This is a genomic window from Streptomyces sp. NPDC048142, from assembly GCF_043202835.1.
GTDB lineage: Bacteria > Actinomycetota > Actinomycetes > Streptomycetales > Streptomycetaceae > Streptomyces.
In genome coordinates this window covers 47,171-72,322 of the sequence record NZ_JBIDBC010000035.1, presented here as the reverse complement: position 1 = coordinate 72,322, position 25,152 = coordinate 47,171, and the positions used below count along the sequence as shown (strand labels likewise).

19 protein-coding genes and 4 pseudogenes are annotated in these 25,152 nt (G+C 71.5%); 17 read left to right on the top strand and 6 right to left on the bottom strand.

The genetic code is table 11. The annotated features are described in order from the left end of the window. Nucleotides 1–349, top strand: a pseudogene (locus ACGF2Y_RS31370) (hypothetical protein); the annotation flags it as partial. A 38-nt stretch (nt 350–387) separates the two neighbouring features. Here the strand turns inward: ACGF2Y_RS31370 and ACGF2Y_RS31365 are convergent. Both ACGF2Y_RS31365 and ACGF2Y_RS31360 read right to left on the bottom strand, forming a co-directional pair. Then, nucleotides 388–544 (bottom strand): annotated as a pseudogene (locus tag ACGF2Y_RS31365) (DUF255 domain-containing protein); the annotation flags it as partial. A gap of 138 nt (nt 545–682) precedes the next feature. Continuing rightward, entirely contained in the window at nt 683–952 is a 270-nt protein-coding gene (locus ACGF2Y_RS31360) for a hypothetical protein (RefSeq protein ID WP_392954488.1), read from the bottom strand. 86 nt (nt 953–1,038) lie between these two features. Between ACGF2Y_RS31360 and ACGF2Y_RS31355 the strand changes: the two are divergent. Then, a pseudogene (locus tag ACGF2Y_RS31355) lies at nt 1,039–1,308 on the top strand (Uma2 family endonuclease); the annotation flags it as partial. Between the two features lie 44 nt (nt 1,309–1,352). On the opposite strand, the gene ACGF2Y_RS31350 reads toward ACGF2Y_RS31355, so the two are convergent. Continuing rightward, nucleotides 1,353–5,405 carry a hypothetical protein gene (locus ACGF2Y_RS31350; RefSeq protein WP_392954486.1) on the bottom strand — a complete coding sequence of 1,351 codons (4,053 nt, stop codon included), beginning with the start codon at nt 5,403–5,405 and terminating at the stop codon, nt 1,353–1,355. Nucleotides 5,406–5,587: 182 nt separating this feature from the next. On the opposite strand from ACGF2Y_RS31350, the gene ACGF2Y_RS31345 reads away from it, so the two are divergent. The 7 genes from ACGF2Y_RS31345 (at nt 5,588) to ACGF2Y_RS31315 (ending at nt 12,918) form a co-directional block, all read left to right on the top strand. Further along, nucleotides 5,588–5,764, top strand: a complete 177-nt coding sequence (locus ACGF2Y_RS31345; RefSeq protein WP_392954484.1) for a hypothetical protein — start codon at nt 5,588–5,590, stop codon at nt 5,762–5,764. 274 nt (nt 5,765–6,038) lie between these two features. After that, nucleotides 6,039–7,643, top strand: a complete 1,605-nt coding sequence (locus tag ACGF2Y_RS31340) for a type I-E CRISPR-associated protein Cse1/CasA (RefSeq protein WP_392954482.1) — start codon at nt 6,039–6,041, stop codon at nt 7,641–7,643. Then, nucleotides 7,636–8,196 (top strand): type I-E CRISPR-associated protein Cse2/CasB, encoded by a 561-nt coding sequence (casB, locus tag ACGF2Y_RS31335; RefSeq protein WP_392954480.1) that lies wholly within the window; start codon nt 7,636–7,638, stop codon nt 8,194–8,196. The genes ACGF2Y_RS31340 and casB overlap by 8 nt, the downstream gene beginning before the upstream one ends. Before the next feature lie 56 nt (nt 8,197–8,252). Continuing rightward, on the top strand, nt 8,253–9,617 hold the full coding sequence (locus tag ACGF2Y_RS31330) for a type I-E CRISPR-associated protein Cas7/Cse4/CasC (protein ID WP_392954478.1): 1,365 nt from the start codon (nt 8,253–8,255) through the stop codon (nt 9,615–9,617). Next, on the top strand, nt 9,614–10,504 hold the full coding sequence (gene cas5e, locus ACGF2Y_RS31325; protein ID WP_392954476.1) for a type I-E CRISPR-associated protein Cas5/CasD: 891 nt from the start codon (nt 9,614–9,616) through the stop codon (nt 10,502–10,504). The genes ACGF2Y_RS31330 and cas5e overlap by 4 nt, the downstream gene beginning before the upstream one ends. Continuing rightward, nucleotides 10,501–11,250 carry a type I-E CRISPR-associated protein Cas6/Cse3/CasE gene (locus ACGF2Y_RS31320; RefSeq protein WP_392954474.1) on the top strand — a complete coding sequence of 250 codons (750 nt, stop codon included), beginning with the start codon at nt 10,501–10,503 and terminating at the stop codon, nt 11,248–11,250. The genes cas5e and ACGF2Y_RS31320 overlap by 4 nt, the downstream gene beginning before the upstream one ends. A 288-nt stretch (nt 11,251–11,538) precedes the next feature. Continuing rightward, nucleotides 11,539–12,918, top strand: coding sequence for a cryptochrome/photolyase family protein (locus ACGF2Y_RS31315; protein WP_392954472.1), 1,380 nt, complete (start codon nt 11,539–11,541; stop codon nt 12,916–12,918). A 151-nt stretch (nt 12,919–13,069) separates the two neighbouring features. On the opposite strand, the gene ACGF2Y_RS31310 is transcribed toward ACGF2Y_RS31315, so the two are convergent. Next, nucleotides 13,070–14,716 carry a sulfite oxidase gene (locus tag ACGF2Y_RS31310; protein WP_392954470.1) on the bottom strand — a complete coding sequence of 549 codons (1,647 nt, stop codon included), beginning with the start codon at nt 14,714–14,716 and terminating at the stop codon, nt 13,070–13,072. 174 nt (nt 14,717–14,890) lie between these two features. On the opposite strand from ACGF2Y_RS31310, the gene ACGF2Y_RS31305 reads away from it, so the two are divergent. The 6 genes from ACGF2Y_RS31305 (at nt 14,891) to ACGF2Y_RS31280 (ending at nt 20,618) form a co-directional block, all read left to right on the top strand. Continuing rightward, the gene (locus ACGF2Y_RS31305) at nt 14,891–15,538 is read left to right on the top strand and encodes a fasciclin domain-containing protein (protein ID WP_392954468.1); all 648 of its coding nucleotides are present in this window, start codon (nt 14,891–14,893) and stop codon (nt 15,536–15,538) included. 308 nt (nt 15,539–15,846) lie between these two features. Continuing rightward, nucleotides 15,847–17,169: an NAD(P)/FAD-dependent oxidoreductase gene (locus ACGF2Y_RS31300; protein WP_392954466.1), complete on the top strand. Its 1,323-nt coding sequence runs from the start codon at nt 15,847–15,849 to the stop codon at nt 17,167–17,169. Continuing rightward, the gene (locus ACGF2Y_RS31295) at nt 17,166–17,948 is read left to right on the top strand and encodes a DUF1365 domain-containing protein (RefSeq protein ID WP_392954464.1); all 783 of its coding nucleotides are present in this window, start codon (nt 17,166–17,168) and stop codon (nt 17,946–17,948) included. Before ACGF2Y_RS31300 ends, ACGF2Y_RS31295 begins: the two co-directional genes overlap by 4 nt. Next, entirely contained in the window at nt 17,945–19,351 is a 1,407-nt protein-coding gene (locus ACGF2Y_RS31290) for a class I SAM-dependent methyltransferase (protein WP_392954462.1), read from the top strand. Before ACGF2Y_RS31295 ends, ACGF2Y_RS31290 begins: the two co-directional genes overlap by 4 nt. Next, a complete protein-coding gene (locus tag ACGF2Y_RS31285; protein WP_392954460.1) occupies nt 19,348–19,782 on the top strand; it encodes a hypothetical protein in 435 nt (144 codons plus the stop codon). Before ACGF2Y_RS31290 ends, ACGF2Y_RS31285 begins: the two co-directional genes overlap by 4 nt. 23 nt (nt 19,783–19,805) lie before the next feature. Continuing rightward, nucleotides 19,806–20,618 carry a DUF1295 domain-containing protein gene (locus ACGF2Y_RS31280; RefSeq protein ID WP_392954458.1) on the top strand — a complete coding sequence of 271 codons (813 nt, stop codon included), beginning with the start codon at nt 19,806–19,808 and terminating at the stop codon, nt 20,616–20,618. A 124-nt stretch (nt 20,619–20,742) separates the two neighbouring features. Here ACGF2Y_RS31280 and ACGF2Y_RS31275 read toward each other — a convergent pair whose 3' ends face one another. Next, nucleotides 20,743–21,507 (bottom strand): anti-sigma factor domain-containing protein, encoded by a 765-nt coding sequence (locus ACGF2Y_RS31275; RefSeq protein WP_392954456.1) that lies wholly within the window; start codon nt 21,505–21,507, stop codon nt 20,743–20,745. After that, entirely contained in the window at nt 21,504–22,088 is a 585-nt protein-coding gene (locus tag ACGF2Y_RS31270; RefSeq protein WP_392954454.1) for a sigma-70 family RNA polymerase sigma factor, read from the bottom strand. Before ACGF2Y_RS31270 ends, ACGF2Y_RS31275 begins: the two co-directional genes overlap by 4 nt. Before the next feature lie 108 nt (nt 22,089–22,196). Here ACGF2Y_RS31270 and ACGF2Y_RS31265 point away from each other — a divergent pair, with 108 nt between their 5' ends. Continuing rightward, nucleotides 22,197–22,802 (top strand): hypothetical protein, encoded by a 606-nt coding sequence (locus tag ACGF2Y_RS31265; RefSeq protein ID WP_392954452.1) that lies wholly within the window; start codon nt 22,197–22,199, stop codon nt 22,800–22,802. Nucleotides 22,803–22,865: 63 nt separating this feature from the next. After that, a pseudogene (locus ACGF2Y_RS31260) lies at nt 22,866–25,152 on the top strand (SpoIIE family protein phosphatase); the annotation flags it as partial.

The window sequence follows — 25,152 nt, the reverse complement described above, 5'->3', positions numbered from 1 at the left end:
CCTTGAACTCCGGCGTGAACGAGCGGCGAGGGCGGCGAGGCTTCTTCTTCCCCATGCTCTCCATGATGGACATCCTCCCGGGGCTGAACCCCTGATCTCGAATGTCCGTCAAAGCGGATCAAGCTCACTGCTCTCCCGGCTGCGGGTGGAACCGGTCAGTCAGGAGGATTCCCTCACTGCAGTGGCGCTGCTCCGGAACGCAGGCGGCCTGCACGGACACAAGTACGCAATCGACGCCCTCGTCGCCGCGCTCGCGCTTCGTGTCCCGGCCCCCGTGATCGTTCTGACTTCCGACCGTGACGACTGGTCAAAGCTCTGCGGGAAGCGCGTGATCATCAAAGAAGTGTGAGCACGGCCCCAGCTACTGGGTTCGCGAGTTCACTGGCGCCAGCGACACGCGGAGTAGCCGACCGACAGCAGAACGGGTACATCGCGCCGTTTTGCTTCCTCGAACGCCTCAGGCCCGCCCCCACGGCCACCAGTCGACCGGATTGTCGGCATGCTGAAGTAGATAAGGCGAGGTCACACCAGCCAACCGGTTCATACGCCCCTGCCTCTCACAGCGTCTGCCGCAGCCGGTGAAACACTGGCGAGCCCACCTCACTTGGCCGAATTGCACTTATGCGCCATTACGTGGTGGGTGACTCCTTCCCTTCCGAGTCGGGCAGCCCGGCAGCTCGAATCAGTAGGCTTGGCCCAGCAGCGCCGGACCTGCCGAGGCCTCTCGGAGGAGGTACACCATGGCCGCCGAGATGGTCGCGCCCGCGTGGATGCACGCGCAGATCAGCGCGGAACAGTACGACTCCTGGTCCGAGGAGCAGTGCGCCGGCATCGAGATCGTGGACGGGATGGTCGTCGTGAGCCCGAGCGCCTCCAAGCGCCACAACCGGCCGGCCCGCATCCTGGCCAACGCCCTGGACACCGCCGCGGGCCCGGACTGGAACGCAGACACCGGCTTCGACGTCCGCCTGCAGGACTTTCCCCTCACCAACCGCCGCCCGGACGTCATCGTCTACCGGGCGGAGACCATCGACCTCACGCCCACCCGCCCCCGAGCACGTACTCCTGGTCGTCGAGGTCGTGTCGCCCGGCTCGGAGACCACCGACCGGATCGTGAAGGTCGACCAGTACGCCAAGGCCGGCATCCCCTTCTACTGGCGCGTCGAACAGGCCGCCACCGGTGTCCCGATCGTCTACACCTACGTCCTCGACCCCGCCACCAGGACCTACCGGGACGGCGAGATGTTCACCGGAGTGATCAAGGCCGCGGCGCCCTTCTTGGTGACCGTCGACCTGGGATCCGTCTGACAAGCAGGCCGAAAGGGCGGTGGCGGGGCCCTGGAGGGGCAGCGTCAGGAGTCTTTCTCCGCCTCGCTGTCCGGGCCCCGCAGATGGCTCCCGTCGGCAGTGCCTTCCTGCCTGCTCAGGTCACCCGCCATGGCGCCCAGGCTCCCCAGCGCCGCAGGAGCAAGCGGTGGGAGCAGAGGGATCGTGTGGGTCCAGGCGTCGGATCTCAAGAGCTTCAGCGCGATGCGCCGAGCCGTCTCCTCGGCGGGGGGACCGCCGTCGCCGGACGCACGGGCGAGTGCCAGGCAGGTCCGGATCACCCGGTCGGCGGCGCGATGGTCCGTGGTCAAGGTCACCCGGGCGCCCGCCAGGTGAGCCGCGGCGGTGCGGAGCACCATAACCCGGGCGTCCGGGGTGCTCGCCGCATCAGCGTGGCGCCATACAGCAGCGGTGTCACCGTCCACCGCGGCCAGCATGGCCAGTTCCGCCGCGGGCTCCTGCCCCGGCTGGAAGGAGCGCCGCCATCTGTCGGTCGAGCTTGCGACGATGTCGGTGTCGTCGTCGGGAAGGCAGCCGAGCCGTGCCAGCAGGGCGAGGACGATCATCGACCGTGCCGGCGGCCACGGCAAGGAGGGGTCGGCGACGTGCAGCGCGGCGCGGTGGAGTGCGTCGCTCAGGCGCGGGGCGGGGTGCCGGATGTCCGGGAAGGCGAGAAGCAGCGCGGCCGGCTCGGTGAGCGGGATGAGTGGGCTGCCGTGTCTCCCGGCCTCGATCCGCTGTGCCAGGGCCTCGACCAGGGGCGCCGCGACGCGTGCCGCCTTCTCGGGACAGTGTCGTACGAGCCCGGCGGCGACGGCTGTCAGCGCCTGCCGTCTCTGCGGAGCGCTGTCTCCCGTTGCCATCGCCGAGGCCGCGGGCTCGTCTCCGGTATGGGCGAGAGCCTGGGCCACGGCGTTCGCCAGATCGGGGGCCGCGCCGTCGGACACCAGGCGTGCCGCCGCTCGGGCGTAGCGAGTGCCCAAGTCGTCGTGCCCGGCGAGGGAGCAGCCGAGGGAGAGGGCCGCCAGGTGCCGCGCACGGTCATGTGGGGCGGGCAGGCTCCGCGCGAACGCTTCGGCCTCGTCCGGCCGGCCTCCCGAGCCCATCGCCTGGCAAAGGTCTGCTGTCCAGCCTCCGGGGCGAGGTGAACTGCTCGCGGGCGTCGAGGGCTGTGCGGCAGCCCGGTTCCGCAGTTCTGTCTCAAGCAGTTCTCGGCTGCGCAGAAGGTTGCCGGCGGCGAACTGGTCGTCCGCCTCCAGCAAGAGGGGGGAGTGAGGACGATCAAGGTGCGGGCCGTCGCCGAGGGGAGGCAGGCCGGCCGACCGCCGGTGCGTGGGTCTGTTCCTGGTCGGGGACGGTTTCCGTACGCCTTCGGGCCCCGCCTGTGCCGCCTCCATCATCTGCACTGCTCGTGCTGCCGCTGCCTTCCCCTGCTCTTTGCGCGTCACCCTATAGGTGTCGCGTATCGCATTCGCGGTCTTGCGCTCGCCGTCCTTCTTCCTGCGCTTCGCCTTCCTCTGCTCGTCGGCAGCGGCCACCAACTCGGCGTCCTCCCGCGCCCTCGCCTCCTGGGCCGCCTCGAATACCCACTGCGCCCGTTCCAGCAGGGCGTCCCCCAGCACCCCGATGCGCAGCTCTTCCGGCAGGGTCTCCATAAGTCGTCCGATGCCGTCGAGGTCGTCCCTCACGACGCCCGTGTCGGCCACCGCCTTGGCCAGGCGCGCCAGCGTGCCGGCCAGTTCGCGGCGAAGGTGGGCCTGATCGTCCTCGGACAGGGGAACGGAGTTCCTCAGCGCCTCGATCGCCTCGCGCATCCGGGCCAGGGCCTTCCGCGTCAGTTCCGTAGCCGAACGACCCCGCTTGGCAGGGAGATGGATGAGCGCCGACGCCGCGGTGGCCAGGACGTCGACAGCTCCCGGACCGTCCGCGTCGTCGAGCTCCTCACAGATGGCCTCGATACGGTCACCGGCGTACGGGCCGAACGACGGCGTGGTCCGTGCCAACGCACCCCAGAGATCCACCGCCGCCGCCCGAGCACGCATGCCACCCGCACTGAGCGTCCACGCCCGGTCGTGCAACATCGCCGCCACATCACGGTCGTCCGCCGAAGCCAGCATTCCTGCCGCCTCGATGAGCGTTTCCGTCCCGGCCGTCCCGTCCTGGAGCACCGCGCGCAACAGCGGTCGAGCCGACTCGGGACCCTTCAGTGTCGCGAGCGTACGGGCCGCGCCAAGGAGCCGCGCGTGCGACTCGGAGTCTCGGACGGTGCCGGGAAAGCCCTGGTGGGCCCGGTCTCGGACCAGCCACTCGGCTGCCTCCCGTACGACGGCGTCGGCGTCCGGGCCGGCCCGTCGCGCGTATGCCGTTTCCACCGCCACGTCCGCCAGGTGCACGGCTCTGGCGACGGCCGTGGGCGCGGAGCGGGCCAGACGTAGTGCCCGCTCCACGTCCCCCAGCCTGACGAGGAGGGAGGCAGCCCCGGCAGGTACGTCGTGTATGCCCTGGCGCAGTGACGACCGCGCGGCGCAGAGGGGCACGAGCGCCGCCAGAGCGTCGCCGTCGGGCGCGGCGTCCGACGGGCCGGTGATCTCCGTTTCGCAGGACTCCAGTTGAGCGAGTGCGGCGTCCGTCCCGGCCATGTTGGCGAGACGACGCAATCGGGGCATGTCGAGGACGTACGCGGCACGTTCGGAGGTGTCGGTCAGCAGGCGAAGCTGATGCGCCACGGGGTAAGGGGGCGTGCCGTCCGGCCAGCCGGCCGCACGCCATCTCCGCGACCAGGCCAGTAGTACCCGGGTGTACCGCAGGACCTCTGCCTCCCCCAAGTCCTCGCGCACCGCGCGCAGGAGTCGGGGATCGGCCAAGCCGTACGTCCGGAATACCGGGTCGTCGGTCACAAGGGCGCGCCCCGCCGGTCCCTGCGCCAAGCGGTCGAGGCGCTCTGCGGGAAGTCCGGTCAGTTCCGCCAAGTCCGCCGTACGCAGGCCGCCGCCCGCCACAGCCAGCAGGCCCGCGACGGGTTCGCCCAGCGCGGCGACGTCCGGCCGCGGCTGTCGGATCAGCGGTACCCCGGGGACGGGTACGAGAGTGCGCAGGTGTCGGCTCCGGCGCAGTGGATGCCGTACCGGGGGAACGTCGTCGGGGAGAGGGGTGCAGCGCCGGAGGGAGACGATGACGCGCATGTTCGGCGGAGGCCGGGAGGGCAGGAGGGCGGCGATGCTTCCGCGTGCGGTCCTCCGCCCGGTTCCGGCCGGTCCCTCGGCGTTGGTGGTATCGGCTCCGGCCCTCGTCGTGCCGCTCTCGGCCGCGAGGCCCGACCAGGCCACGTCGTCATCAAGTCCGTCGACCACGAGCAGAAGCTTCCTTCCGTGACACTCGCTCTTCGCCGCGGCCTTGGCGAAGAGCGCCTTCCACCCCCGGGCGTTGCTCGGGACGGGGCTCTCGGTCCCGTCGAGGAGGTCGCCGATCTGGTGGACGATCTCCGTCTCGAACTCGGCGCGTGTGTCCGTGCCGTGAGCCGCGGAGACGAAGAAGGTCACGATGTCGGCGTCGGCCGAGGACTGCCGACCGACGTAGTCGGCGAGCAGCGCGGTCTTGCCCACGGGAGCGTCGGCGTGCCAGCACAGATACGACGGTGCGTCCGGGCGGGAGTCCCGGACGAACGCGTTCATCGCCGTACGCTCGTCCGTTCGCCCCTGGATCTCGACCGCCGAGGTGTCGGGGGCGGAGCGGTGCAGCCGGACGAAGCGGAGGCCGGGGTCCGCCGGCCGCCGGTTCACGGAAAGCTGCCCGTACTGCACGCTCCTCGCCTCCTCCTGAGCCGCGCTCAGGGCGGCCTCCCACGCCGCGTCCGAGTACGTCGAGGAGCCAGGGGCGTTCTGCAACCTCCCCACCACGGCCCAGAAGTCATGCACGTGCTTCGACGAGGGGACCGTCTTCCCCTCGATCCAGCCTGTCAGCGTCGAGCGAGAGCACTCCAACTTCCGGGCCACGCCGGTATAGGTCAGCTCCGCGGCGTCCCACGCCTCCTTCAGCATGTCGCGCAGCTCGTCGCGCGCGCGTCGCACCGAAGCCGCCACAGCCCCACTCCTGCTCTTGTCCGCTGTCCGGAAAACCGGCTGCCGCCGTCCTCCCTCAGCCGGGCTGACCTGCGGAAACCGCGGTACGACGGTCGGCGCAACTGGCCGTCACCGCACCGCCGTCGCCAGTCTGGAGCCATCACCACAGCAGCCGGATCCGGCTCCCGACAGAAGGATGGCCAGTGTCCCAGTTCCCCCACCTTCTCTACTGCTCCATGGCCTTGAGCGGGGTCTCCATCGCCCTCTACTCGGTCGTCCTGGTCGCCGTGGCCCTCGTCTCCGTACTCGCCTCCGCACCGGACCGCCGCAAGGACGCGCGGACGACGCTCAGCATCCTCGTTCGCCGACGGTCGCGTTGAGGACGGGGATGCGTCCGATGCCACCCGAACCGCTTCCGCCCTTGCAGCGGGAGCAGTTCACACGGATCGGCCCGCATGGGGCAATGACGGAACTCGGGAGCCTGAAGGGCTCTGGTTGGGCTTTTCCCCGCGTGGGCGGGGATGTCCCTCTTCGCGGATTACCCAAAGCATGGCGAGAAACGGAGAACACGTCCTTGCCGCGATCATCTCCTGGTAGTTTCCTGGCTGTTGCTCCAGACCGGATCAACAGCCAGGCAAAGGGTGGTGACCTGGATTGTCCGAGGCTCGACCGCTGAATCCCGCAGGGCAGCGCCCCGGTTGGGATCCTCGCTTCGCGCCCTGCATCCCCACCGTCACCATCTCCGGCGCGACCGCTCACCACTCCCTGTGCGGGCTCCTCGCCCAGGCCGATGACCTGGCCACCCTCGACTGCTCCTCACCGGGCGAGACCGTCGCCGTCCTCGAGCACCTCCTGGCGATCTGCTTCGCTTCCAGCACCTGCCCTTCCTCCGACAAGGAATGGCGCGCCTGGATCCTTGACCGGAGAAGCCTCGCGCCGGCAGCCGCCTGGCTGGCGGATCAACCCGCGGATTCCTGGGACCTGTTCCACCCCACACAGCCGCTGGCGCAGAACTCCGAACTGGCGGCGGACCTTCGCGAGAGCGGCACCGGAACAGCCCAGCTGGTCATCGAACACGCCGGCGATTACAGCCAGCATTTCGACCATCATCACCTCGAACTCGAAAATCCGCTCCCGGCTGCGGACGCGTTTCGCGCCACTCTCACCCAGCACGTCTACGGCCCTTACGGGCGGGCACGTATGTCCGGCAGGCGGCTCGGCGCCAAGGTCACCAACCTCGCGGCGGGTCGTCTGACGGGACGGATCCGGGTCGTCGCCCTGGGACAGACACTCGGTGAGACCCTGCGCCTGAACCTCTATCCGCCCGACGGACCCGGAAAGCCGCTCAACACCTCCTGGACCACGGCCGGCTTCGAGCGGCGCACCTTCAAGGAGAAGGCGAAGCCCCGGATGCCGCGCAGCTCCGCGGACCTGCACAGCTCCCTGGGGCGTTCCGTGCTGCTGCGTCCGGCGCGCGGGCCGCATGGGCAGATCACGGTCGACCGGGTCCTGATCGGAGCCGGCGAGGTACTGGATCTCGACCCGGCGCGTCACCTTCAGGACGCCGTGTACGGCAGGACGACGAACGGCATGTCGAAGCCGCTCTGGCCCTCCCCCAGCAGGGCCCTCTGGCAACAGGCCCACGCCCTCTACAGCGCCGTCAAGGATGACCGGACCGGGTTGTACGCGCGGCTGCGGTCCATTCTCCCGTACCAGCGGACGACGCCGGGTGCTCCCTACCAGCTCTGGGCTGTCGGTCTCCTGGCCAACAAGACGCTTCCCGTCATCTGGACACACGGTGCCTACCCCTACGCCCCTGGCATGGCCGCGCACCTCTACCGGGCGTCCCGCAGGGGCTCGGACGTCGCCGAGTACATGGCGCAGACCCTGAAGCACGCGGCGATCGTGGCCGCAGAGACCGCGTTCCCGGCCGTGCGGGCCGGGGACGAGGCCGGACAGGTGGCACGGCTCGACGCCCGCTACGCCTTCTGGCCTGCGGCCGAGAGCCCCTTCCACGAATTGCTGGACGAGGTGATCGACCGAGGGATCGAGGACGACGATCCGGTGTCCGCGCCATTGGTCGCCTACGCACTGGAGTTGATGAAGACGGCTCGTACCCAGTTGCTCCAGCGCTTGGACGCCCTGCCGCCCGGCGACCGGAATCACCGCGCGCGGGCCCGGGGCGTGCGGCTCTTCGAAGAGGCCATGTCCGGTGAGCGGGCCCCGGCCGAACTCCGGGGGGAGACCGCACGTGACTGAGCAGAGTCCGCCGGCCGGGGCGGGGACACAGCAGCCCGTCTTCCCGCACGACAGCACGGCACTCACCGCTTGGCTCGCCGCCCTCGTCCGCAACCGCGAGTACGGAACTCTCGCCGAACTCCGCAGGGCCCGGGTCCGCACCAATGCGCACATCCGCGCGGGCTGGTTCGGGGGCGACAGCCACCGCGACCTCTTCGAGCAGACGGCGTTCCTGTTCGCGATCTACCATCAGGGGCGCCCCACACCCTCGTACGGCCATGGCAGCCTCGGCGCCGCGGCCCGCAGGATCGGGGACGGGACCGGGCGCGGGCCGGACAATCCAGGTGCCCAGCGACTGCTGGACCGTGTCGTCGCCAGTCGACGCATCCCCTGGCGCCACCTCCAGCACACGGTCACCCGGCTCCGGTCCTGCGAACAGCCCCCACCGTCCTGGACCGGCCTGACCGAGGACCTCATCCGGTGGCATGACCGCAGAGCGCGCGTCGCCTATCAGTGGTCGGTCGAGTTCCACACCCCGCCGGGCGCGGCCGGGACGCACCGGACGAACCGATGACGCCACCGACGGCTCCACCGATGATTTCGACCGACGACGCGGAAGGACACCACCCCGTGACCGAGTCACCTCGCAGTCAGTTCCTCTCCTTGCATCTCATCGAGACGCTGGCCGCGGTCCTTCCGGTGCGTGACGAGAACGGGCAGCCCAAGACCCTGGTCTTCGGCGGCGTGGAACGCCACATGATCACGAGTCAGGCGCGCAGGCGTGCCGAGCGGGTGCACGCGCGTAACCGGGCCAACGCCGGCCGGGGGGCGCTCAAGGGACGGAGCATGGGCGTCCGTACCCGGGAGTGGGCGCTGCTGGCCGGACGTGAACTGCAGTCCGCGCACGGCTGGGACGCGGACAGGGCTCTGGCCACGGCCCGAGCGGTGCTGGAGGGGAGCGGTCTCAAATTCGGCGACCCGAACAAGAAGACCGTTGCCCATCTGACCAGGGTGCTCATCTTCGCCCCGTCCGACGCCGGGGCGAAGATCGCGGATCACATCGCCGGCCGGGCGGCGGAGGTCGAGGAGTGGTGCGGCACGTATCTCGAAGCTCAGGCGAACGCCGAGGCGGCGAAGAAAGCGCGTCGCGGAGCGAAGAGGAAGGCCGCGACACCACCGGAGGCGGAGGGAGCCGCAGCGGAGGCCGCGGAGGAAACCGCCACGGCCGTCGCCCTTCCCCCGCTGCCCAAGGCCACACGCGATGCCGTTCTGCTGGCGCTCGCTCCTCGCGACGCCGTCGACATCGCTCTTTACGGCCGCTTCCTCGCCGAGCTTCCCGACTCGCCGAACGTCGACGGCGCCGTCCAGACAGGGCACGCCTTCACCGTGCACGAGTCGGAGCAGATCGAGGACTTCTACGCGGCCGCCGATGACGCGAAGCTTGATCGCAAACGCAATGCTCTCGACTTCCTCGACGCCGCCGACGACGCGGGCGCGGGCATGACCGGGTACCAGTCCTTGATCTCCGGAACCTTCTACCGGCATGCGGTTCTCGACCGTACACAGCTCCGCACCAATCTACGAGTGGCCGGAATGGACGAGGCCGAGGCCGAACAGGCCGCGTCCGAGGCCGAGAAGGAGTTCGTGAACTCCTTCGTGGAGGCGTTTCCGGAAGCGAAGAAGAACTCCACCGCTTCCACCGGATCGCTTCCGGCGCTCGTCCTCGCCTTCGAAGGGGAACGCCCCTACAACTACGCGTCCGCCTTCCAGAAGGCGGTCGACGAGGGGCCCTCGTCGACCGGTGGAGAAGGTCCGGCGGGCCCCGCCGCCGTGCGCAGGCTGCTGCGCCACCACACCTTCGTCAGCCGCCGACGCGACGATCTGCGTACCGCGAGGGTGCTCACGTACGACCCCGAGATCGACCTGCTCCTGGGCGAGCTGGGGCTGCCGGACTCGCTGTCCTTGGTGGAGCGAGCCGAGGACCTCACGCCGTGAGCGCAGAGAGCGACACGCACGTCCTGCTCGTCCGGCTGGCCGGGCCTCTGCAGTCCTGGGGCGTCAACGGCAGGTTCGCCCGTCGCGACACCCACAGCCGTCCCACGAAGTCGGGCGTGATCGGCCTGTGTGCCGCGGCTCTCGGGCTGCCCCGGGATGAGCCTCTCGGGGAACTGGCCGAGGTGCTCTTCGGGGTGCGTGCCGACCGGCCCGGCACGCCGCTTCGCGACTACCACACGGTCGGCGGGGGAACGTATCCGCTGCGCCCGCGCGACCTCATCACCGACCACCAGCGAGCCGCCAGAGCGACGACGGACCCGTTGTCGGTCGCACCGGCCCCGGAGGCCGGTCCGTTCGGCCGGGGAGAGCTGGAAGCCTGGTACGGCTCGCCGAAGTACGTCACCGCCGACCCGGCGTCAGGAGCCCTCGTCTCCGGAGAGGTTCGCCGCCACAGCCTGATCACAGAACGTTGGTACCTCGCCGACGCCGCTTTTCTCGTCGGCCTGGAACACCCGGACACCACCCTCCTGGAACGTATGGCCCATGCCCTGGAGCACCCGAAGCGGCTGCTGTGGCTCGGCCGCAAGGCCTGTCCGCCTTCGGGGGACCTCGCCCTCGGCATCGTCCCCGGCCCTCTCCGGTCAGCATTCGCAACACACGCCCTGCTCCCCGATGCCGTCGGCCCCGAAGGTGAGCCGCCGGCTGCCGTGACGCGCGCACGCCCATGGGCCTGGATCGAGAGTCCGAAACCGCTCCCCGGTGTCGGCCCGCTGTCCGACCAGCCCGTGCGCTTCGGAGCGGACGGGGGCACTCACGGCCTCCGCTGGGAGACCCGCCATCGCATCACCATCGCCGCACACGCCCGTGGATGGGACATCATCCTGTGAACACGACCGCCGCCACGTCGAGTGCGCCGTCAGGCGCGAGCGGGGCCGCCAGGTTCGTCGCCGCGCAGACCCTGCTGAGCCTGGATTCCCGGCATCCGTTCTCCGGCAAATCACTCATCGACGCCCAGGACATGCACCGGACCGTCATGAGCGGCTTCCCCGGTTGGGTGGACGACGGCAGCCCGGACCCGCGTGCGCAGATGGGCATCCTGTCGACCTGGACCGTCGACCTCCGTCAGGCGCGGCTCAACCTGGTGGTCCAGTCGTCACTCCCCGCGGACTGGAGCGGTATCCCTCGTGGGGCCCTGGCCGAAAAGCCGGAGCCCCTCACCATCGACCGCACCTTCCGCGTCGGTGACCAGGTCGCCTTCCGCACGGTCGTCAATCCGGTCCGCAGCGTTCCGCCGCCACCGGGCTCTCCGCCGAAGACCCGGGGTACCCGCGTCCCCCACACCCGCCCCGACCATGTGAAGGGGTGGTTCGCGCGCCGCCTCCAACCGCCCGGCGAACCCGCGACCGCCCCGGACGGTCTCACGCGCATCGGCGCGGACACCGACACCGACCGGATCGCCGTGCGCATGCTCCCGCGCGTCTCCAGCCCGGCACCGCACAAGGGCCTGCGCATCGCCCGCGCGGAGATCAAGGGCACTCTGACGGTCACCGACCCGAAGACATTCGTCGCGGCCCTCACTCAGGGCATCGGCCACGCGCGTGCGTACAGCTGCGGGCTGATCCTCGTACGCTGAACCCCTTCGACCGCCGGCCGGGGAAGGCCCCCTCCAACCGTCCAGTACCGCGATCCGGACGGTAACGGTTGGCCTCCGCGCTGGGCGCGGAGTCGCGAAAGCCAGACGTGCTCGGCAGCCTGACGGTCCGCCGGGGAGACGGGGATCGCCCAACGCCCCTCGCCGGCCCTGGTCTCCGACGACGACGCGGCCATGCAATGACCCGCTGCCGCCCGTGACCCAGGACCCGGGACCACCCGTTACCCATGAGTCGTAGCCCGTCCCCACCAGCGCCCCAGGAGTGGCCACATGACCGTCGCGGTCGTCCTGTTCACCGCAGACCTGCGTCTGCACGACCATCCCCCTCTGAACGCCGCCTTGCGCGCCGCGGACGAGGTCGTCCCCCTGTTCGTACGAGATCCGGGGGTGCGCGCGGCCGGCTTCGACTCACCCAATCGCCGGGCGTTCCTCGCCGACTGCCTGACCGACCTCGACGAGCGGCTCCGGCACCGGGGCGGCCGCCTCGTGGTGCGGACCGGGCCCGTCGCCCGGGAGGTTCCCGCCGTCACCGCCGAGTGCGGGGCCACCGAGATGCACATGGCCGCCGCCGTCACCGGGTACGCCCACCGGCGCGAGCAGCAGCTGTGCGAGGCGCTGGCCGCACAGGGGGTCGCGCTGCACGTCCACGACTCCGTGACCACTGCCGTCGCCCCCGGCGCGGTGACACCCGCCGGGACCGGCTCCGACCACTACGCCGTGTTCACCCCGTACTTCCGCCGCTGGTCGCAGACGCCACTGCGCGACCCGCTGCCGCCGCCCGGGACCGTGCGCGTCCCCGACGCGGCGCGCGGCGAGTCCCCGCCGTCGGCCAAGGACGTCGACGCCACCTCGCCCGGACTCCCCGAGGGCGGCGAGACGGCCGGCCGCGCCCGCTGCGCCCAGTGGTGGTCCGGCGACCTCGCCCGGTACGAGGACCAGCACGACGACCTGGCGGGCGACGCCACCTCCCGCCTTTCGCCCTACCTCCACTTCGGGGCTCTCTCACCCGTCGAACTCGTCCGGCGCGCCCGCGCACACGGAGGCCCCGGAGCGGAGGCGTTCGTACGACAGATGTGCTGGCGCGACTTCCACCACCAGGTCCTCGCCGCCCGCCCCGATGCGGCCGCCGCGGACTACCGCACCCGGCACGATCACTGGCGCGGCGAGGACGACGCGGCCGAGGAGATCGCCGCCTGGCGGGACGGCCGCACCGGCTACCCGGTCGTCGACGCGGGCATGCGCCAACTGCGCCACGAGGGCTGGATGCACAACCGCGCCCGCCTGCTGACGGCCAGCTTCCTCACGAAGACGCTGTACGTGGACTGGCGCATCGGAGCCCGGCACTTCCTGGACCTGCTCGTCGACGGGGACGTCGTCAACAACCAGCTCAACTGGCAGTGGGTGGCCGGCACCGGCACGGACACCCGCCCCCACCGCGTCCTCAACCCGGTGGTCCAGGGCAAGCGCTTCGACCCGCGTGGAACGTACGTCCGCCGGTGGGTGCCCGAGCTCGCCGATGTCGAGGACCGCCTGGTGCACGAGCCCTGGCGGCTGCCCCGCGAGACGAGGGCCGGGCTCGGCTACCCGGAACCGCTGATCGACCTCGCCGACGGACTTGCCCGCTTCAAGCAGGCCCGCGGCCGCGACTGAGCGGCCGCACCGTGCACTGGCCCTCCGGTGGCCGGCCCTGGACCGCTCCACGCTCTCGAATGGGGCGTACGCGGCGCCCGGCCCGGTCCCCGGAGCCGGGGGCGAGCCGCCTCACAGGACTCCCCTCCAGTCTGGCACCACTGGGTCACGCTCAGTCGACGGTAACGACGACGGAGTGCCGGCCCGAGGCACCGTCCGGGATGGTGCGGGTACGGCGTTCGGTCTGGGTCTCGCCCGTGCGGTCGGTGGCCCGGACGGTGAGTGTGTGACCGCCCTTGGTGGCCTGCCACTCGTACGACCACTGGCGCCAGGTGTCCCTCGTGTCCTCGGTGGCGAGCCGGGCCTCCTCCCACGGGCCGTCGTCGACCCTGACCTCGACCTTGTCGATGCCCCGGTGCTGTGCCCAGGCGACCCCGGCGACCATGACGGTGCCCGCGGCGGGGCGGGCGAACGGCTTGGGGGTGTCGATACGGGACTGGGTCTTGATCGGGGCACGCTGTGACCAGTCCCGTTTCACCCAGTAGGTGTCGTAGGCGTCGAAGGTGGTCAGCTCGATGTCCCGGATCCATTTGCACGCCGAGACGTAGCCGTACAGGCCGGGCACGAGCATGCGCACGGGAAAGCCGTGTACGAACGGCAGCGGCTCGCCGTTCATGCCGACGGCCAGCATCGCGTCGCGTCCGTCCATGACGTCCTCGACGGGGGTGCCGAGCGTCATGCCGTCCACGGAGCGCGCCACGAGCTGATCGGCGGGTCCGCCCTTGGACGGCGGCCTGACACCGCACTGGCGGAGCAGTTCGGCCAGGGGGACGCCGATCCAGCGGGCGTTGCCGATGTACGGGCCGCCGACCTCGTTGGAGACGCAGGCCAGGGTGATGGTGCGTTCGACCAGCGGCATCCCGAGCAAGTCGTCGAAGGTCAGGGTCTGTTCGCGGGTCACACCCTTGCCGTGGATGCGGAGCTTCCAGGTGGTGGCGTCGACTTTGGGTACGACCAGGGCGGTGTCGACGCGGTAGAAGTCGTCGTTGGGCGTCACGTACGGGGTAATCCCCTTGATGCGCGGTGCGGCTCCGCGAGGTGTGGGGGTGGCTCTGGACGACGGCGGGGGGATCGTCACGTCCTTGCGCGAGGCGGCGGCGCTCCGGGCCTGCGAACCGTTCAGGACCCGGCCGGCCACTCCGGCGCCGGTCGACGCCGCGGCGGCAGCGGTCGCGGCGATGACGAAGGTGCGACGGTCCCAGCCGGAGTCCGCTGGAGCGCTCGGCTCCGTCACGTCCGTCGTGGGTGCGGTGCGGGGTTCCAGTCGTCCGACCAGCCAGTAGAGCAGCGCGACGCCGGCCACGGCGCCCACCACGGACGGCAGGGCGTCGGCCACGCCCGTCGAGTCGGGCCGGCTGGTGGCGGCCAGCGCGCCGACGGCACCGACGGCGCCGACGGCGAGCGAGCCGATACGGCGCCGACGGGTCGCAAGCACGCCGAGGAGCAGGGCCAGGGCGCAGAGCACGGCGAGGATGCCGAGTTGCAGCACCAGCTTGTCGTTCGTGCCGAACTGGCGGATCGCCCAGTCCTTCACGGCGGACGGCGTACGGTCGATCGCCGCGCCGCCCACCGCGATGACCGGCCCCGACTCCGGCCGCACCGCGGCGGCGACCAGTTCGGCGACCGCGAGCGCCGCGTACCCGGCGAGCAGGCCGCTCAGGGCTCCGAAGCAGAGCCGTCTCAGGCTCCGCTTGCCACCGCCACCGCCACCGCCGCTGCCGCTGCCGGGAGGGGCGGCGCTCGGCCGTTGAGCTTCCATGTCGTCTTCCATACCGGGAATCCGTGCTCGCGCCGGTTCCGGCTTGGTGATGGGGCCCTGTCGGGTGACGAGGGAGCCTCTTTCGAGAAGGGACCAATCCGCCTCCGTACCCGCCCCGAATTCCCGGTGAAGAGAGCACAGGGCTCTTACGCATCCGATCGATGAGGGATTTCCATGCAGAATCGTGTCCGTCGTGTCGCTGTCGTCGTTGCTGCCGCTGCCATGCTGCCGCTGGCCCTGACCGCCTGCTCCGACAGCGGCGCCCAGGACAAGGCTTCCGACAGCGCCTCGGCCCCCGCGTCGAAGGAGAAGGAGCCCGAGACCTCCGGGGGCGACGCCGAGGCGATGGACGGTCCGTTCGGTCCGGCCTGTGCGTCCGTGCCGGAGGACGGCGCGGGCTCGTTCGACGGGATGGCCATGGACCCGGTCGCCACCGCCGCGTCCAACAACCCGGCCCTGTCGACGCTGGTCACGGCCGTGCAGAAGGCCGGTCTCGTCGACACCCTGAACAACGCGAAGGACATCACCGTCTTCGCGCCCACCAACGACGCCTTCGGCGAGATCCCGAAGGCGGACCTGGACAAGGTCCTCAACGACAAGGAGCAGCTGACCAAGATCCTCACCCACCACGTGGTCGGCCAGAAGCTCACCCCGGAGGACCTGGAGAACGGCACGTTCGAGACCCTGGCGAAGACCGAGGTGACCACCTCCGGCTCCGGCGAGTCCTTCAAGGTCGCCGACTCGGCCGACGTGGTCTGCGGCAACGTGCGGACGGCCAACGCCAACGTCTACATCATCGACTCGGTCCTCATGCCCAAGTGACCCACGGGAGCTGACGTCTGGGTGCCCGCGGGGAGTCCGTCAGCCGACCGCCGGGCCGCGTGAGGGAGGTGTGCGGCCGCAGGAGTGGGTCCGCGCGGCCGCACCGTCCCGTCGGCACCGGCCCGGCCCGTGTCGGGACCGGTCCATGCCGTCTTTCGTCCGCACGCGGCCATGCCGCCCGCGTCGGCACCGTATGACCGGCCCGTCGTGGTTCACCGGAAAAGCCGATCGCCTCCCCAATCCGTCACCTCCCCGGCTCCGGATTACCCACGAAACGGCACTCGCGGCCGGAGAGGAGAAACATGTCCATGGGGTCAGCGAGCACGGCGGGCGGGGCCGAGGGGTCCCCGGCTCCCGGATACCGGGACCGGGGCCGGCCCTGCACGGCGGTGATCGGCAGCGGCGTGGCCGGTCTCACCGCCGCGTACGTGCTCGCCCACGCGCATCACGTCACGCTGTACGAGGCCGACGACCGGCTCGGCGGACACGCCCACACCCACGACCTGACCTCGCCCGACGGCTCGGCGCACCGGGTCGACTCCGGCTTCATCGTCCACAACCGCCGCAGCTATCCGAACCTCCTGCGACTGTTCGCCGAACTCGGCGTAACCACACAGGAGTCGGAGATGAGCCTGTCGGTACGGTGTGAGGGATGCGGCCTGGAGTACGCCGGTGCGCGCGGCCCGGCCGGACTGTTCGCCAGGCCCCGCAACGCCCTGAGCGCGCGGTATCTGCGGCTGCTCGCCCAGGTGCCCGCCTTCCACCGGGCCGCGCGCCGGCTGCTCGCACAGGACGCCGGAACAAGCCTCGTGCTGGGCGAGTTCCTGGACCGCGAGGGCTTCTCCTCCTACTTCCGTACGCATTTCATGACCCCGCTGATCTCGTCGGTCTGGTCCTGCGACGCCGTCACCGCGCAGCGCTACCCGGCCGCGTACCTGTTCCGGTTCCTGCGCCACCACGGACTGCTCTCGGTCGGCGGATCGCCGACCTGGCGCACGGTCAGCGGCGGCTCGCGCACGTACGTCGACCGGGTGGCCCGCGCCCTGCACGCGGTGCGCGCCGCCACTCCGGTCCGGGCTGTCCAGCGGCACTCCGACGGCGTTCGCATCACCGCCGGCGACGGCTCCACCCGGTCCTACGACTCGGTGGTCGTCGCCACCCACCCGGACCAGGCGATCCGGCTCCTCGCCGACGCCACCGCGCAGGAGAAGGAGGTACTCGGCGCCTTCCGGTACTCCCGCAACACCACGCTCCTGCACACCGACACCAGCCTGCTGCCGCGCGCCCGGGGCGCCCGCGCCTCCTGGAACTACCTGATGCCCTCCTGCACGGCGGGCGCCGACCGGGTGCGAGTCAGCTACGACATGAACCGGCTCCAACGCCTGAACGCACCCGATACGTACGTGGTCACGCTCGGCGGCGAGGACCTCGTCGACCCGGACCTGGTCCGGGCCCGCATGGTGTACGAACACCCGGTCCACACCCCGGAGTCGGTGGCCGCCCAGCAGCGGCTGCCCGAACTGAGTACCGCGGTCACCGCGTTCGCCGGGGCGTACCACGGCTGGGGGTTCCACGAGGACGGCTGCCGTTCCGGCGTCGCGGCCGCCGCGGCACTCGGAGTGCGCTGGTGAACACGGACCAGGCCCCGGAATCGGCCTCGTACCCGGCCCCGGCCCTGTACGCCGTGGTGATCGCGCACATCCGTACCGCCCCGTGGCGGTACGCGCTGCGGCACCGCACGTACATGTGGCTGATCGACCCCGACCGCCCTCCCGAACCTCCCGTACCCCTGCGTCCCTTGGCACGCTTCGACGCACGCGACCACTTCGACGGCGACCGTCCGACGATCCGGGCGGGACTCGAGGCGTTCCTGGCCGGGCACGGCGTGGACCTGCGAGGCGGGCCGGTCCTGATGCTCACCCACGCCCGTGTCCTCGGGTACGTGTTCAACCCGCTGACGGTCTACTGGTGCCACGGCCTTGACGGCGCCCTGCGCTGCGTCGTCGCCGAGGTGCACAACACCTACGGCGAACGCCACTGCTACCTGCTGCGCCCCGACGCCGAAGGCCGGGCGGTGACCGGCAAGGAGTTCCGCGTGTCGCCGTTCTTCCCCGTCGACGGCCGCTACCGCATGCGGCTGCCCGCCCCTGGTGACAGCCTCGACCTCACCGTGCACCTGGAACGCGACGGCGGCAGGCCCTTCACCGCAACCGTCCGGGGCCTTCGCCGCGAAGCGCGTACGAGCACCCTGCTCCGGCAGGCCCTGCGCCACCCGTGGTCCACGCTCGCCGTGTCCGCCGCGATCCGGTGGCACGGCATCCGCCTCTACCTGCGGGGGCTGCCCCTACAGCCGAGACCCGAACCACGCCCACCCGAATCCGAACCGAGGACCCCGGAGGACGCTTCATGACCACAGCCGAGCCCCGCACCGCCCCGGAGTCCGCGTCGGCCCCGGAGCCCCGGGTGCCCGCGCCCGCCGCCGAGCCCGCCGACGCCGAGAGGTCAACCCCTGCGGAGGCCGAGGTGCCCGGGAAGCCCGCTGTGCCCGGAAGGACAGCCGAGGCCGGGACGGCGGCCGTTCCCGCCGGACCGGACCCGGACCGGTGGCCCGACGTCGCCGCCCCCGTGCCCCGCCACGGCCCCCGTACCGCGATCGCCGCCGCCCTGGTCAAGCGAGCCCTGAACCAACTGCCGTTGCGGGTGCGGTTCGCCGACGGAACGGAACTCGGGAAGGGCGGCGCGGTCCTGGACATCCACGACCCGCGGGCCTTTCACGGCCGCATCGGCGCGCGGGGCCTGATCGGTTTCGGCGAGTCCTACATGGCCGGAGAGTGGGACGCCCCCGACCTGGTCGCCGCTCTCACCGTCCTCGCCACCCACGCAGGCGGGCTGGTGCCCCCGCCCCTGCAACGGCTGCGCGCACTGTGGGCCCCTCGCCGTCCCCAGGAGCAGCGCAACACCCCTGACGGCTCCCGCGAGAACATCAGCCACCACTACGACCTGTCCAACGACCTGTTCGCGCTCTTCCTCGACGAGACCCTCAGCTACTCCTCGGCGCTCTTCCGTACCCTGCCGGCCGAACCGCGCCACCTCGCCGACGCCCAGCGCCGCAAGATCGACCGGCTGCTCGACCTCGCCGGGGTCCGGGAGGGAACCCGTGTCCTGGAGATCGGCACCGGCTGGGGCGAGCTGGCCATCCGCGCCGCTGCCCGCGGAGCTCGCGTCACCTCGCTCACCCTCTCCGCCGGACAACGCGACCTGGCCCGTGACCGGATCGCCGCGGCCGGCCTGTCCGGCCGGGCCTCCGTCGAGCTGTGCGATTACCGCGAAGCACGCGGCACGTACGACGCGGTGGTCAGCGTCGAGATGATCGAGGCCGTCGGAGCCGAGTTCTGGCCGGTCTACTTCCGCACTCTCGACGAGCGGCTCGCCCCGGGCGGCCGGGCGGCCCTGCAGGCCATCACCATGCCGCACGACCGGATGCTCGCCTCCCGCTCCACGCACACCTGGATCGGCAAGTACATCTTCCCCGGCGGAATCCTTCCCTCGGTCGAGGCCGTCGTCGAGACGGTGCGTCAGCACACCGGTCTCGCCCTCACCCACCGCGACGCCTACGGCCCTCACTACGCCGAGACGCTCCGACTGTGGCGCGAACGGTTCACCGAGCGCGCCGGCGAGGTCGAGGCCCTGGGCTTCGACGAGACCTTCCGCCGCATGTGGACCCTCTACCTCGCCTACTCCGAGGCCGGGTTCCGCGCCGGTTACCTCGACGTCCAGCAGTTCCTGCTCACCAAGGAGGCCGCCGCCCGATGACCACCGCCCGTTCCGCGCGGCACAGGACCGCGTCCCACCGCCTCGCCGCACTCACCGAATCCGCACGCGCCGAATCCGCACTCGGCGGCCCGCTCCCCGTGCGGCTGCGTGCTGGGGACGGCAGCGGGACAGGCCCGGCCACCGGCCCCGTCGTCGTACGCTCCCGGCACGCACTGCGACGCCTGTGGCAGCCCGGCGAGTCGGGACTCGCCCAGGCCCGCGCAACCGGAGAGCTGGAGGTCGAGGGCGGCCTGGCCGACGGGCCGCGTGCCATCCGGGCAGCAGCCCGGGAACAGCGGCGGAGCGCACCTCGGCTCCCGCTCTCCGACCGGGCCCGCGCCGTCGGCATCGCCGCCCGCCTCGGTGTCGCGGGCCCCCCGCCGGCTCCGCCGCACTGGCACGCGGGCCTTGAGCGGTCGGCGGCGGCATGAGCGACGTGAGCCGGGTGAGTGGCGTGAGTACGGCCGACGGGTTTCCCTGGGGCGACTTCGCGGCCGGCCTGCCCTGGTCCGCGTCGGCCGCCCTCGCCGTCATGCTGGTCACCTTCGCCGTCGCCGTACGCAAGGGCATGCACCGGATCGTCGACATCGCCTGGGGCCTGGGCTTCACCACGGTCGCCGTCACGAGTCTCCTCGCGTCGTCCGGGGCGGACGGTGACCCGGTCCGGCGCGTCCTCGTCACCGTACTGACAGCCGTCTGGGGTCTTCGACTCGCCGGGCACATCAACCGGCGCGGCCGCGGCCACGGGGAGGACCCGCGCTACGCCCGCATGCTGGCCAAGGCTCCGGGCGACCCGACCCTCTACGCCCTGCGCAAGGTATACCTGCTCCAGGGCGCTCTGGTCTGGCTGGTGTCCCTGCCGGTTCAGGCCGCCCACTACGTACCGGAGCCGATGGGCCGGCTCGCCTGGGCGGGCGTCGCGCTGTGGACGGTGGGGATGTTCTTCGAGGCGGTCGGCGATGCGCAGCTGGCCCGGTTCAAGGCCGCCCCGGCGAACCGCGGCCGGATCATGGATCAGGGCCTGTGGCGCTACACCCGCCATCCGAACTACTTCGGCGACTTCTGCGTGTGGTGGGGCCTGTTCCTGCTCGCCGTCGGCTCGCTCGCCGTGGCCGCTGCCGTCGTCGTCGCCCCGCTCGTGATGACCCTGCTCCTGACCCGTGGCAGCGGCCAGCGTCTGCTCGAGCAGCACATGTCGGGCCGCCCGGGTTACGCCGCGTACGTGGCCCGGACGAGCGGCTTCTTTCCGCTGCCGCCTCGGAGTTGAGGCGGGCCTGCGGCGGCGCCGGAAGTGCCGTCCGGTCGCTGATGACGCGTCGGCGGCCGGACGGCCTGCTCCGTGGCGAAGGACGGGAGTGTCCCGGATCCCGCTCCCGGGACCTCCCGGCCCCTCAGGTCGGCAGTGGCATCAGGGCCACCGGGGCGGATGTCGGCTGTTCGGAGCCCCCGGCGGGCTCGACGGTGATGCCCATGCCGGACGCCCCGGACACGGCGCCGCTCATCAGTACCGTCTGCTCGCTGCGGCCGGGCTCCATCAGCCCGGCGGAGCGCATGCCCCCGTCCTCGTCGAACCACAGCTGGTACGTCTTTCCCTTGGGCGGCGGCGTCATCCCGGAGACCGCGAACACGGCCTTGTCCTGGCTCCTGGAGACGACGACGGTGCCGGTCGCACCCTCGCCCAGCTTCGCCGAGCCGCTGCGGGCGTCCGGTGCCGCGAGCACGGCCGAGACACGCCCGGCATCCTGGGTGGCCTGCCTGGCCTGTCTGGCCTGGTCGAGGGCGTCCTCGGCGCGCTGGTGCTGCCACACCGCTGTGCCGCCGAAGGCGGCGGCCGCCGCCACGCAGGCGGCGAGTGCCCAGCGGGACAGAATCGTCCGGCGGGCGGCAGCTCGGGGGATCGACGTGGCCGCACCGGCCTCGCGCGGCGTCTCCTGACGGACCGTCGTGATCCGTCGCAGCACCTCGTCCCGCAGCCCGGCCCGCGGCGTGACACTGACCGCGAGACCGAGCCGGGCGGAGGTCGCGGTCAGCTCGGCGGTCTCCTGCGTACAGGCCTCGCACCCGGACAGGTGCCGCTCGAACGCGGCCCGCTCGGTGTCGGACAGCGCGTCCATCGCGTACGCGCCGGTCAGTGTGTGCAGGTCAGTGGTGTTCACGCGGTCACCCCCAGGCAGTCACGCAGCCGGATCAGACCGTCGCGCATACGGGTTTTCACGGTGCCCAGAGGCAGCGTCAGGATTTCCGCGACCTCACGGTACGTGAGGCCGCGGTAGTAGGCGAGGGTGACGGCCTGGCGCTGGATCTCGGTCAGCGTGCGCATGCAGCGCCGCACCTGCTCGCGTTCGAGCCGGGTCTCCACCTGCTCGGCCACGGTGTCGTACGCGGGCGTCCGGTCCAGGAGCGCCGCCTTGTGGTCGCGGGCCGCGGCAGCCTCGGCGGAGCGCACCCGGTCGACCGCCCGGCGGTGGGCCAGGGTCAGGATCCAGTTGATCGCCGTTCCCCGGTCCGGCCGGTAGCGTGCGGCGGTCCGCCAGAGCTCGACCATGATCTCCTGTGCCACCTCCTCCGACTGGGCGTGATCGCGCAGAACAGCGCGCACGGTGCCGAGTACGGGGCCCATCGCCCGGTCGTACACCGACGCGAAGGCGTCCTGGTCGCCCAGGGCGACCTGGCCCATCAGCTCCTTCAGGTCTGGCTCGGCGGAGGGGGTTCCGCCGATGGACACGGCTTCCTTCACAGGCTGCTCCGGGGTAGGTCACGGGTGTCGGTAGTGGTTCGGACTCGTCCGGGCCCCGGATTGGTCGAATGGGGCAGTCCATCTGGCCCGCAGCTACGAAATACCGGCATGAGTGTCCAGGTGCCCGATGACCACACCGGTCGGGGTGGAACCGTACGCGGACCGGGAAGCGGTCGGCGCGGTGCAGGCGGTCCCAAGGCCGCGCTCGTCCCGCACGGCATCCGCACCGCACAGCCCGTCCCGGGAACCACCCCAGGTGATCGTGGCGCTTCCCGCACGTCACCTTCGATAGCACGGTCGCGCGCATCACCGACGACCGCCGGAGGATTCCTCATCCCCGCACGCTATTTCGAGGACTACGCACCCGGCCGCGGCAGGGCCGCCTCGCGCGCGGCCCTGGACTCCGACGCCCCTCGGATCGACCTCAACGGGGACTGGGCGATCCGGTTCTCGCCCGCCCTGCGCCCGGAGACGGACGGATTCGAAGCCCCGGACTTCGACGACGGCTCCTGGGACTCCCTTCGCGTCCCCTCGCACTGGCAGCTGCGCGGCTACGGCCGGCCGGTCTACGTCAACACCGCCTACCCGGTGCCCGTCGACCCGCCCTTCGTCCCGGCCCCGGCCCACGCGAGGATCCCTGGAGCTGTAGTCACGTGGCGTTCACCGCGCGGCACGGAACGTGACCGTGCGGCGCGCCGGGCGGAGCGGACCTAGGCTGGAAGCAGCCGCAAGAACCCGGTCCTGGCGAGCAGCACGGTCCGAACGGAAGCGGGGCGCGTGGAAATGTCCGCCGAGCAGGATGCCTCCACCGCCACTGTCGTGGTCGACCCGCACGGCGTGGTGAGCGGCTGGAGCGAGGGCGGGCGGCTGCTGCTGGGCTGGACGGCGCGGGAGACCGTGGGGCGGCCCCTGACCGACCTGCTGGTAGATCGCCCAACGGCTTTTCCGGGGAACGGCGGCATCGGATCCGAGCACACGGAAGTCGTCCCGTTGCGCCACCGGGACGGTTCCGCGGTGGACGCCGTACTGACGGTTCATCCGCTGCACGGCGCGGACGGCCGTGCGCTGGGCCACGCGATGACCGCCCAGCCGTGGGAACGCCGTCCGGTGATCGCCGACCGGGCCTTCGAGCAGTGCCCCTTCGCCCTGGGCGTCTACGACCCCGAGTTGCGGTTCCTGTGGGTCAACGCCGCCGCGAGCCGGGTGATGGCGCACTCCGAGGAGCAGGTGCTCGGTGAGAAGTACCGTGAGCTGTTCACCGAACTCGACGACATGGCCTATACCGACCGGCTCTCCGAAGTGGTGAGGACGGGTGAGCCCGCACGTCTCATCACCGTCTTCCGGCCGCTCGGCAGCGACTACGCGAACGCCTGGGCCACCAACATGTGGCCCGTCCGGGATGCCGAGGGCACGGTCCGCGCGGTCGCCAACTGGGGCTTCGACATGAGTGCCGAGTACTGGGCCCGGCAACGCCTGCTCATCCTCAACAAGGCCAGTGGCGGGATCGGCCTGACGCTCGACGTGATCGGCACCGCCTAGGAGCTGGCCGGTACCCCGGTGCCGGAATTCGCCGACTCCGTCACCGTGGATCTTCTGGACGAGGTGCTGCGCGGAGAGGAACCGCCCTCCGCCTCCGCGTTCACCGCCGGGGAGACGGTCGTGCTCCTCCGCGCCGCCCAGTGCGGCACGGAGGAGGAGAAGGCGGAGGAGAAGGAGAAGGGCACCGGCCGGGCGGCCGGGTCCCCGACGCCGGTCAGCCACACTCCCGGTTCCGTCCCCGCCCGCTGCATGGCCACCGGCAGGTCCACGGTCGAGCTCGCCGCCGAACCCGGCCAGGGCGGCGAATGGGCCTTCGGGCCCGGACTCGCCGCCGACCCGGCCCACTGGCCGCCGGGCAACCCATCGATCGACGGGGCCATCGCCGCGGCCGGGCTGACCGGACGGATCACCGTGCCGCTCCGGGCCCGGGGCGTGCTGCTCGGCGTCGTCGCCTTCTCCCGCCGCGACCGGCCCGAGGCCTTCACCGCCGACGACCTGATCCTCGCCGAAGAGCTGACCGCCAAGGCCGCCGTCGCCATCGACAACGCCCGCCGGTACTCACGCGAGCGCGCGACCGCGCTGACCCTGCAACGCAGCCTGCTGCCCCAGGGGTTGCCGACCCAGCAGGCGGTCGAGGTGGCATCCCGCTACCTGCCCGCCGGGACCGGCACGGAAGTGGGCGGTGACTGGTTCGACGTCATTCCGCTGTCCGGTGCCCGGGTCGCCCTGGTCGTCGGTGACGTCGTCGGCCACGGCCTGCACGCCGCGGCCAGCATGGGCCGGCTGCGCACGGCGGTCCGCACCCTGGCCGATGTCGACCTGCCGCCGGAGGAGCTGCTGACCCATCTGGACGACCTGGTCCTCCACCTCGCCGGGGGCCTCCAGCCCGCCGGCCGCTTCCCGCCGGCCGGTGAGCCCGGGGCCACCTGCCTGTACACCGTCTACGACCCTGTCTCCCGGCGCTTCACGCTGGCGAGCGCCGGTCACCCGTTGCCGTTGATCATCTCCCCGGACGGCACCGGAACGCCGGTACGCGCACAGCCGGGACCGCCGCTCGGCGTCGGTGGGCTGCCTTTCGAGGCCACCGAGTTCGAGCTGCCCGAGGGCAGTCTGCTCACCCTGTACACCGACGGGCTGGTGGAGAGCCGCGAGCGTGACGTGGACCAGGGGATCACCGAACTGCGGCGGGTCCTGAACCACTCGGCCACCTCGCTGGAGACCCTGTGCGACACGGTGATGGACACCATGCTCACCGAACGCCGCACCGACGACGCCGCCCTGCTGCTCGCCCGTACGCACGCGCTGGACCCCCGCCACGTCGCCGACTGGGACATCGAGCCCGACCCCGCGCAGGTGCCGCGTGCCAGGAAGCTCGCGGTCGACCAGGTGGACGCCTGGGGACTGGAGGAGGCGTCCTTCGTCACCGAGCTGGTCGTCAGCGAGCTGGTCACCAACGCCATCAGATACGGCGAGCCGCCGATCAGGCTGCGGCTGATTCGCGACACCTCCCTGATCTGCGAGGTCT

Excerpts from the sequence above, each read along its gene's own strand:
- ACGF2Y_RS31315 (WP_392954472.1), top strand. The coding sequence starts at position 11,539 with ATGACCGTCGCGGTCGTCCTGTTCACCGCAGACCTGCGTCTGCACGAC.
- ACGF2Y_RS31310 (WP_392954470.1), bottom strand. The coding sequence starts at position 14,716 with ATGGAAGCTCAACGGCCGAGCGCCGCCCCTCCCGGCAGCGGCAGCGGC.
- ACGF2Y_RS31305 (WP_392954468.1), top strand. The coding sequence starts at position 14,891 with ATGCAGAATCGTGTCCGTCGTGTCGCTGTCGTCGTTGCTGCCGCTGCC.
- ACGF2Y_RS31300 (WP_392954466.1), top strand. The coding sequence starts at position 15,847 with ATGGGGTCAGCGAGCACGGCGGGCGGGGCCGAGGGGTCCCCGGCTCCC.
- ACGF2Y_RS31290 (WP_392954462.1), top strand. The coding sequence starts at position 17,945 with ATGACCACAGCCGAGCCCCGCACCGCCCCGGAGTCCGCGTCGGCCCCG.
- ACGF2Y_RS31285 (WP_392954460.1), top strand. The coding sequence starts at position 19,348 with ATGACCACCGCCCGTTCCGCGCGGCACAGGACCGCGTCCCACCGCCTC.
- ACGF2Y_RS31265 (WP_392954452.1), top strand. The coding sequence starts at position 22,197 with ATGAGTGTCCAGGTGCCCGATGACCACACCGGTCGGGGTGGAACCGTA.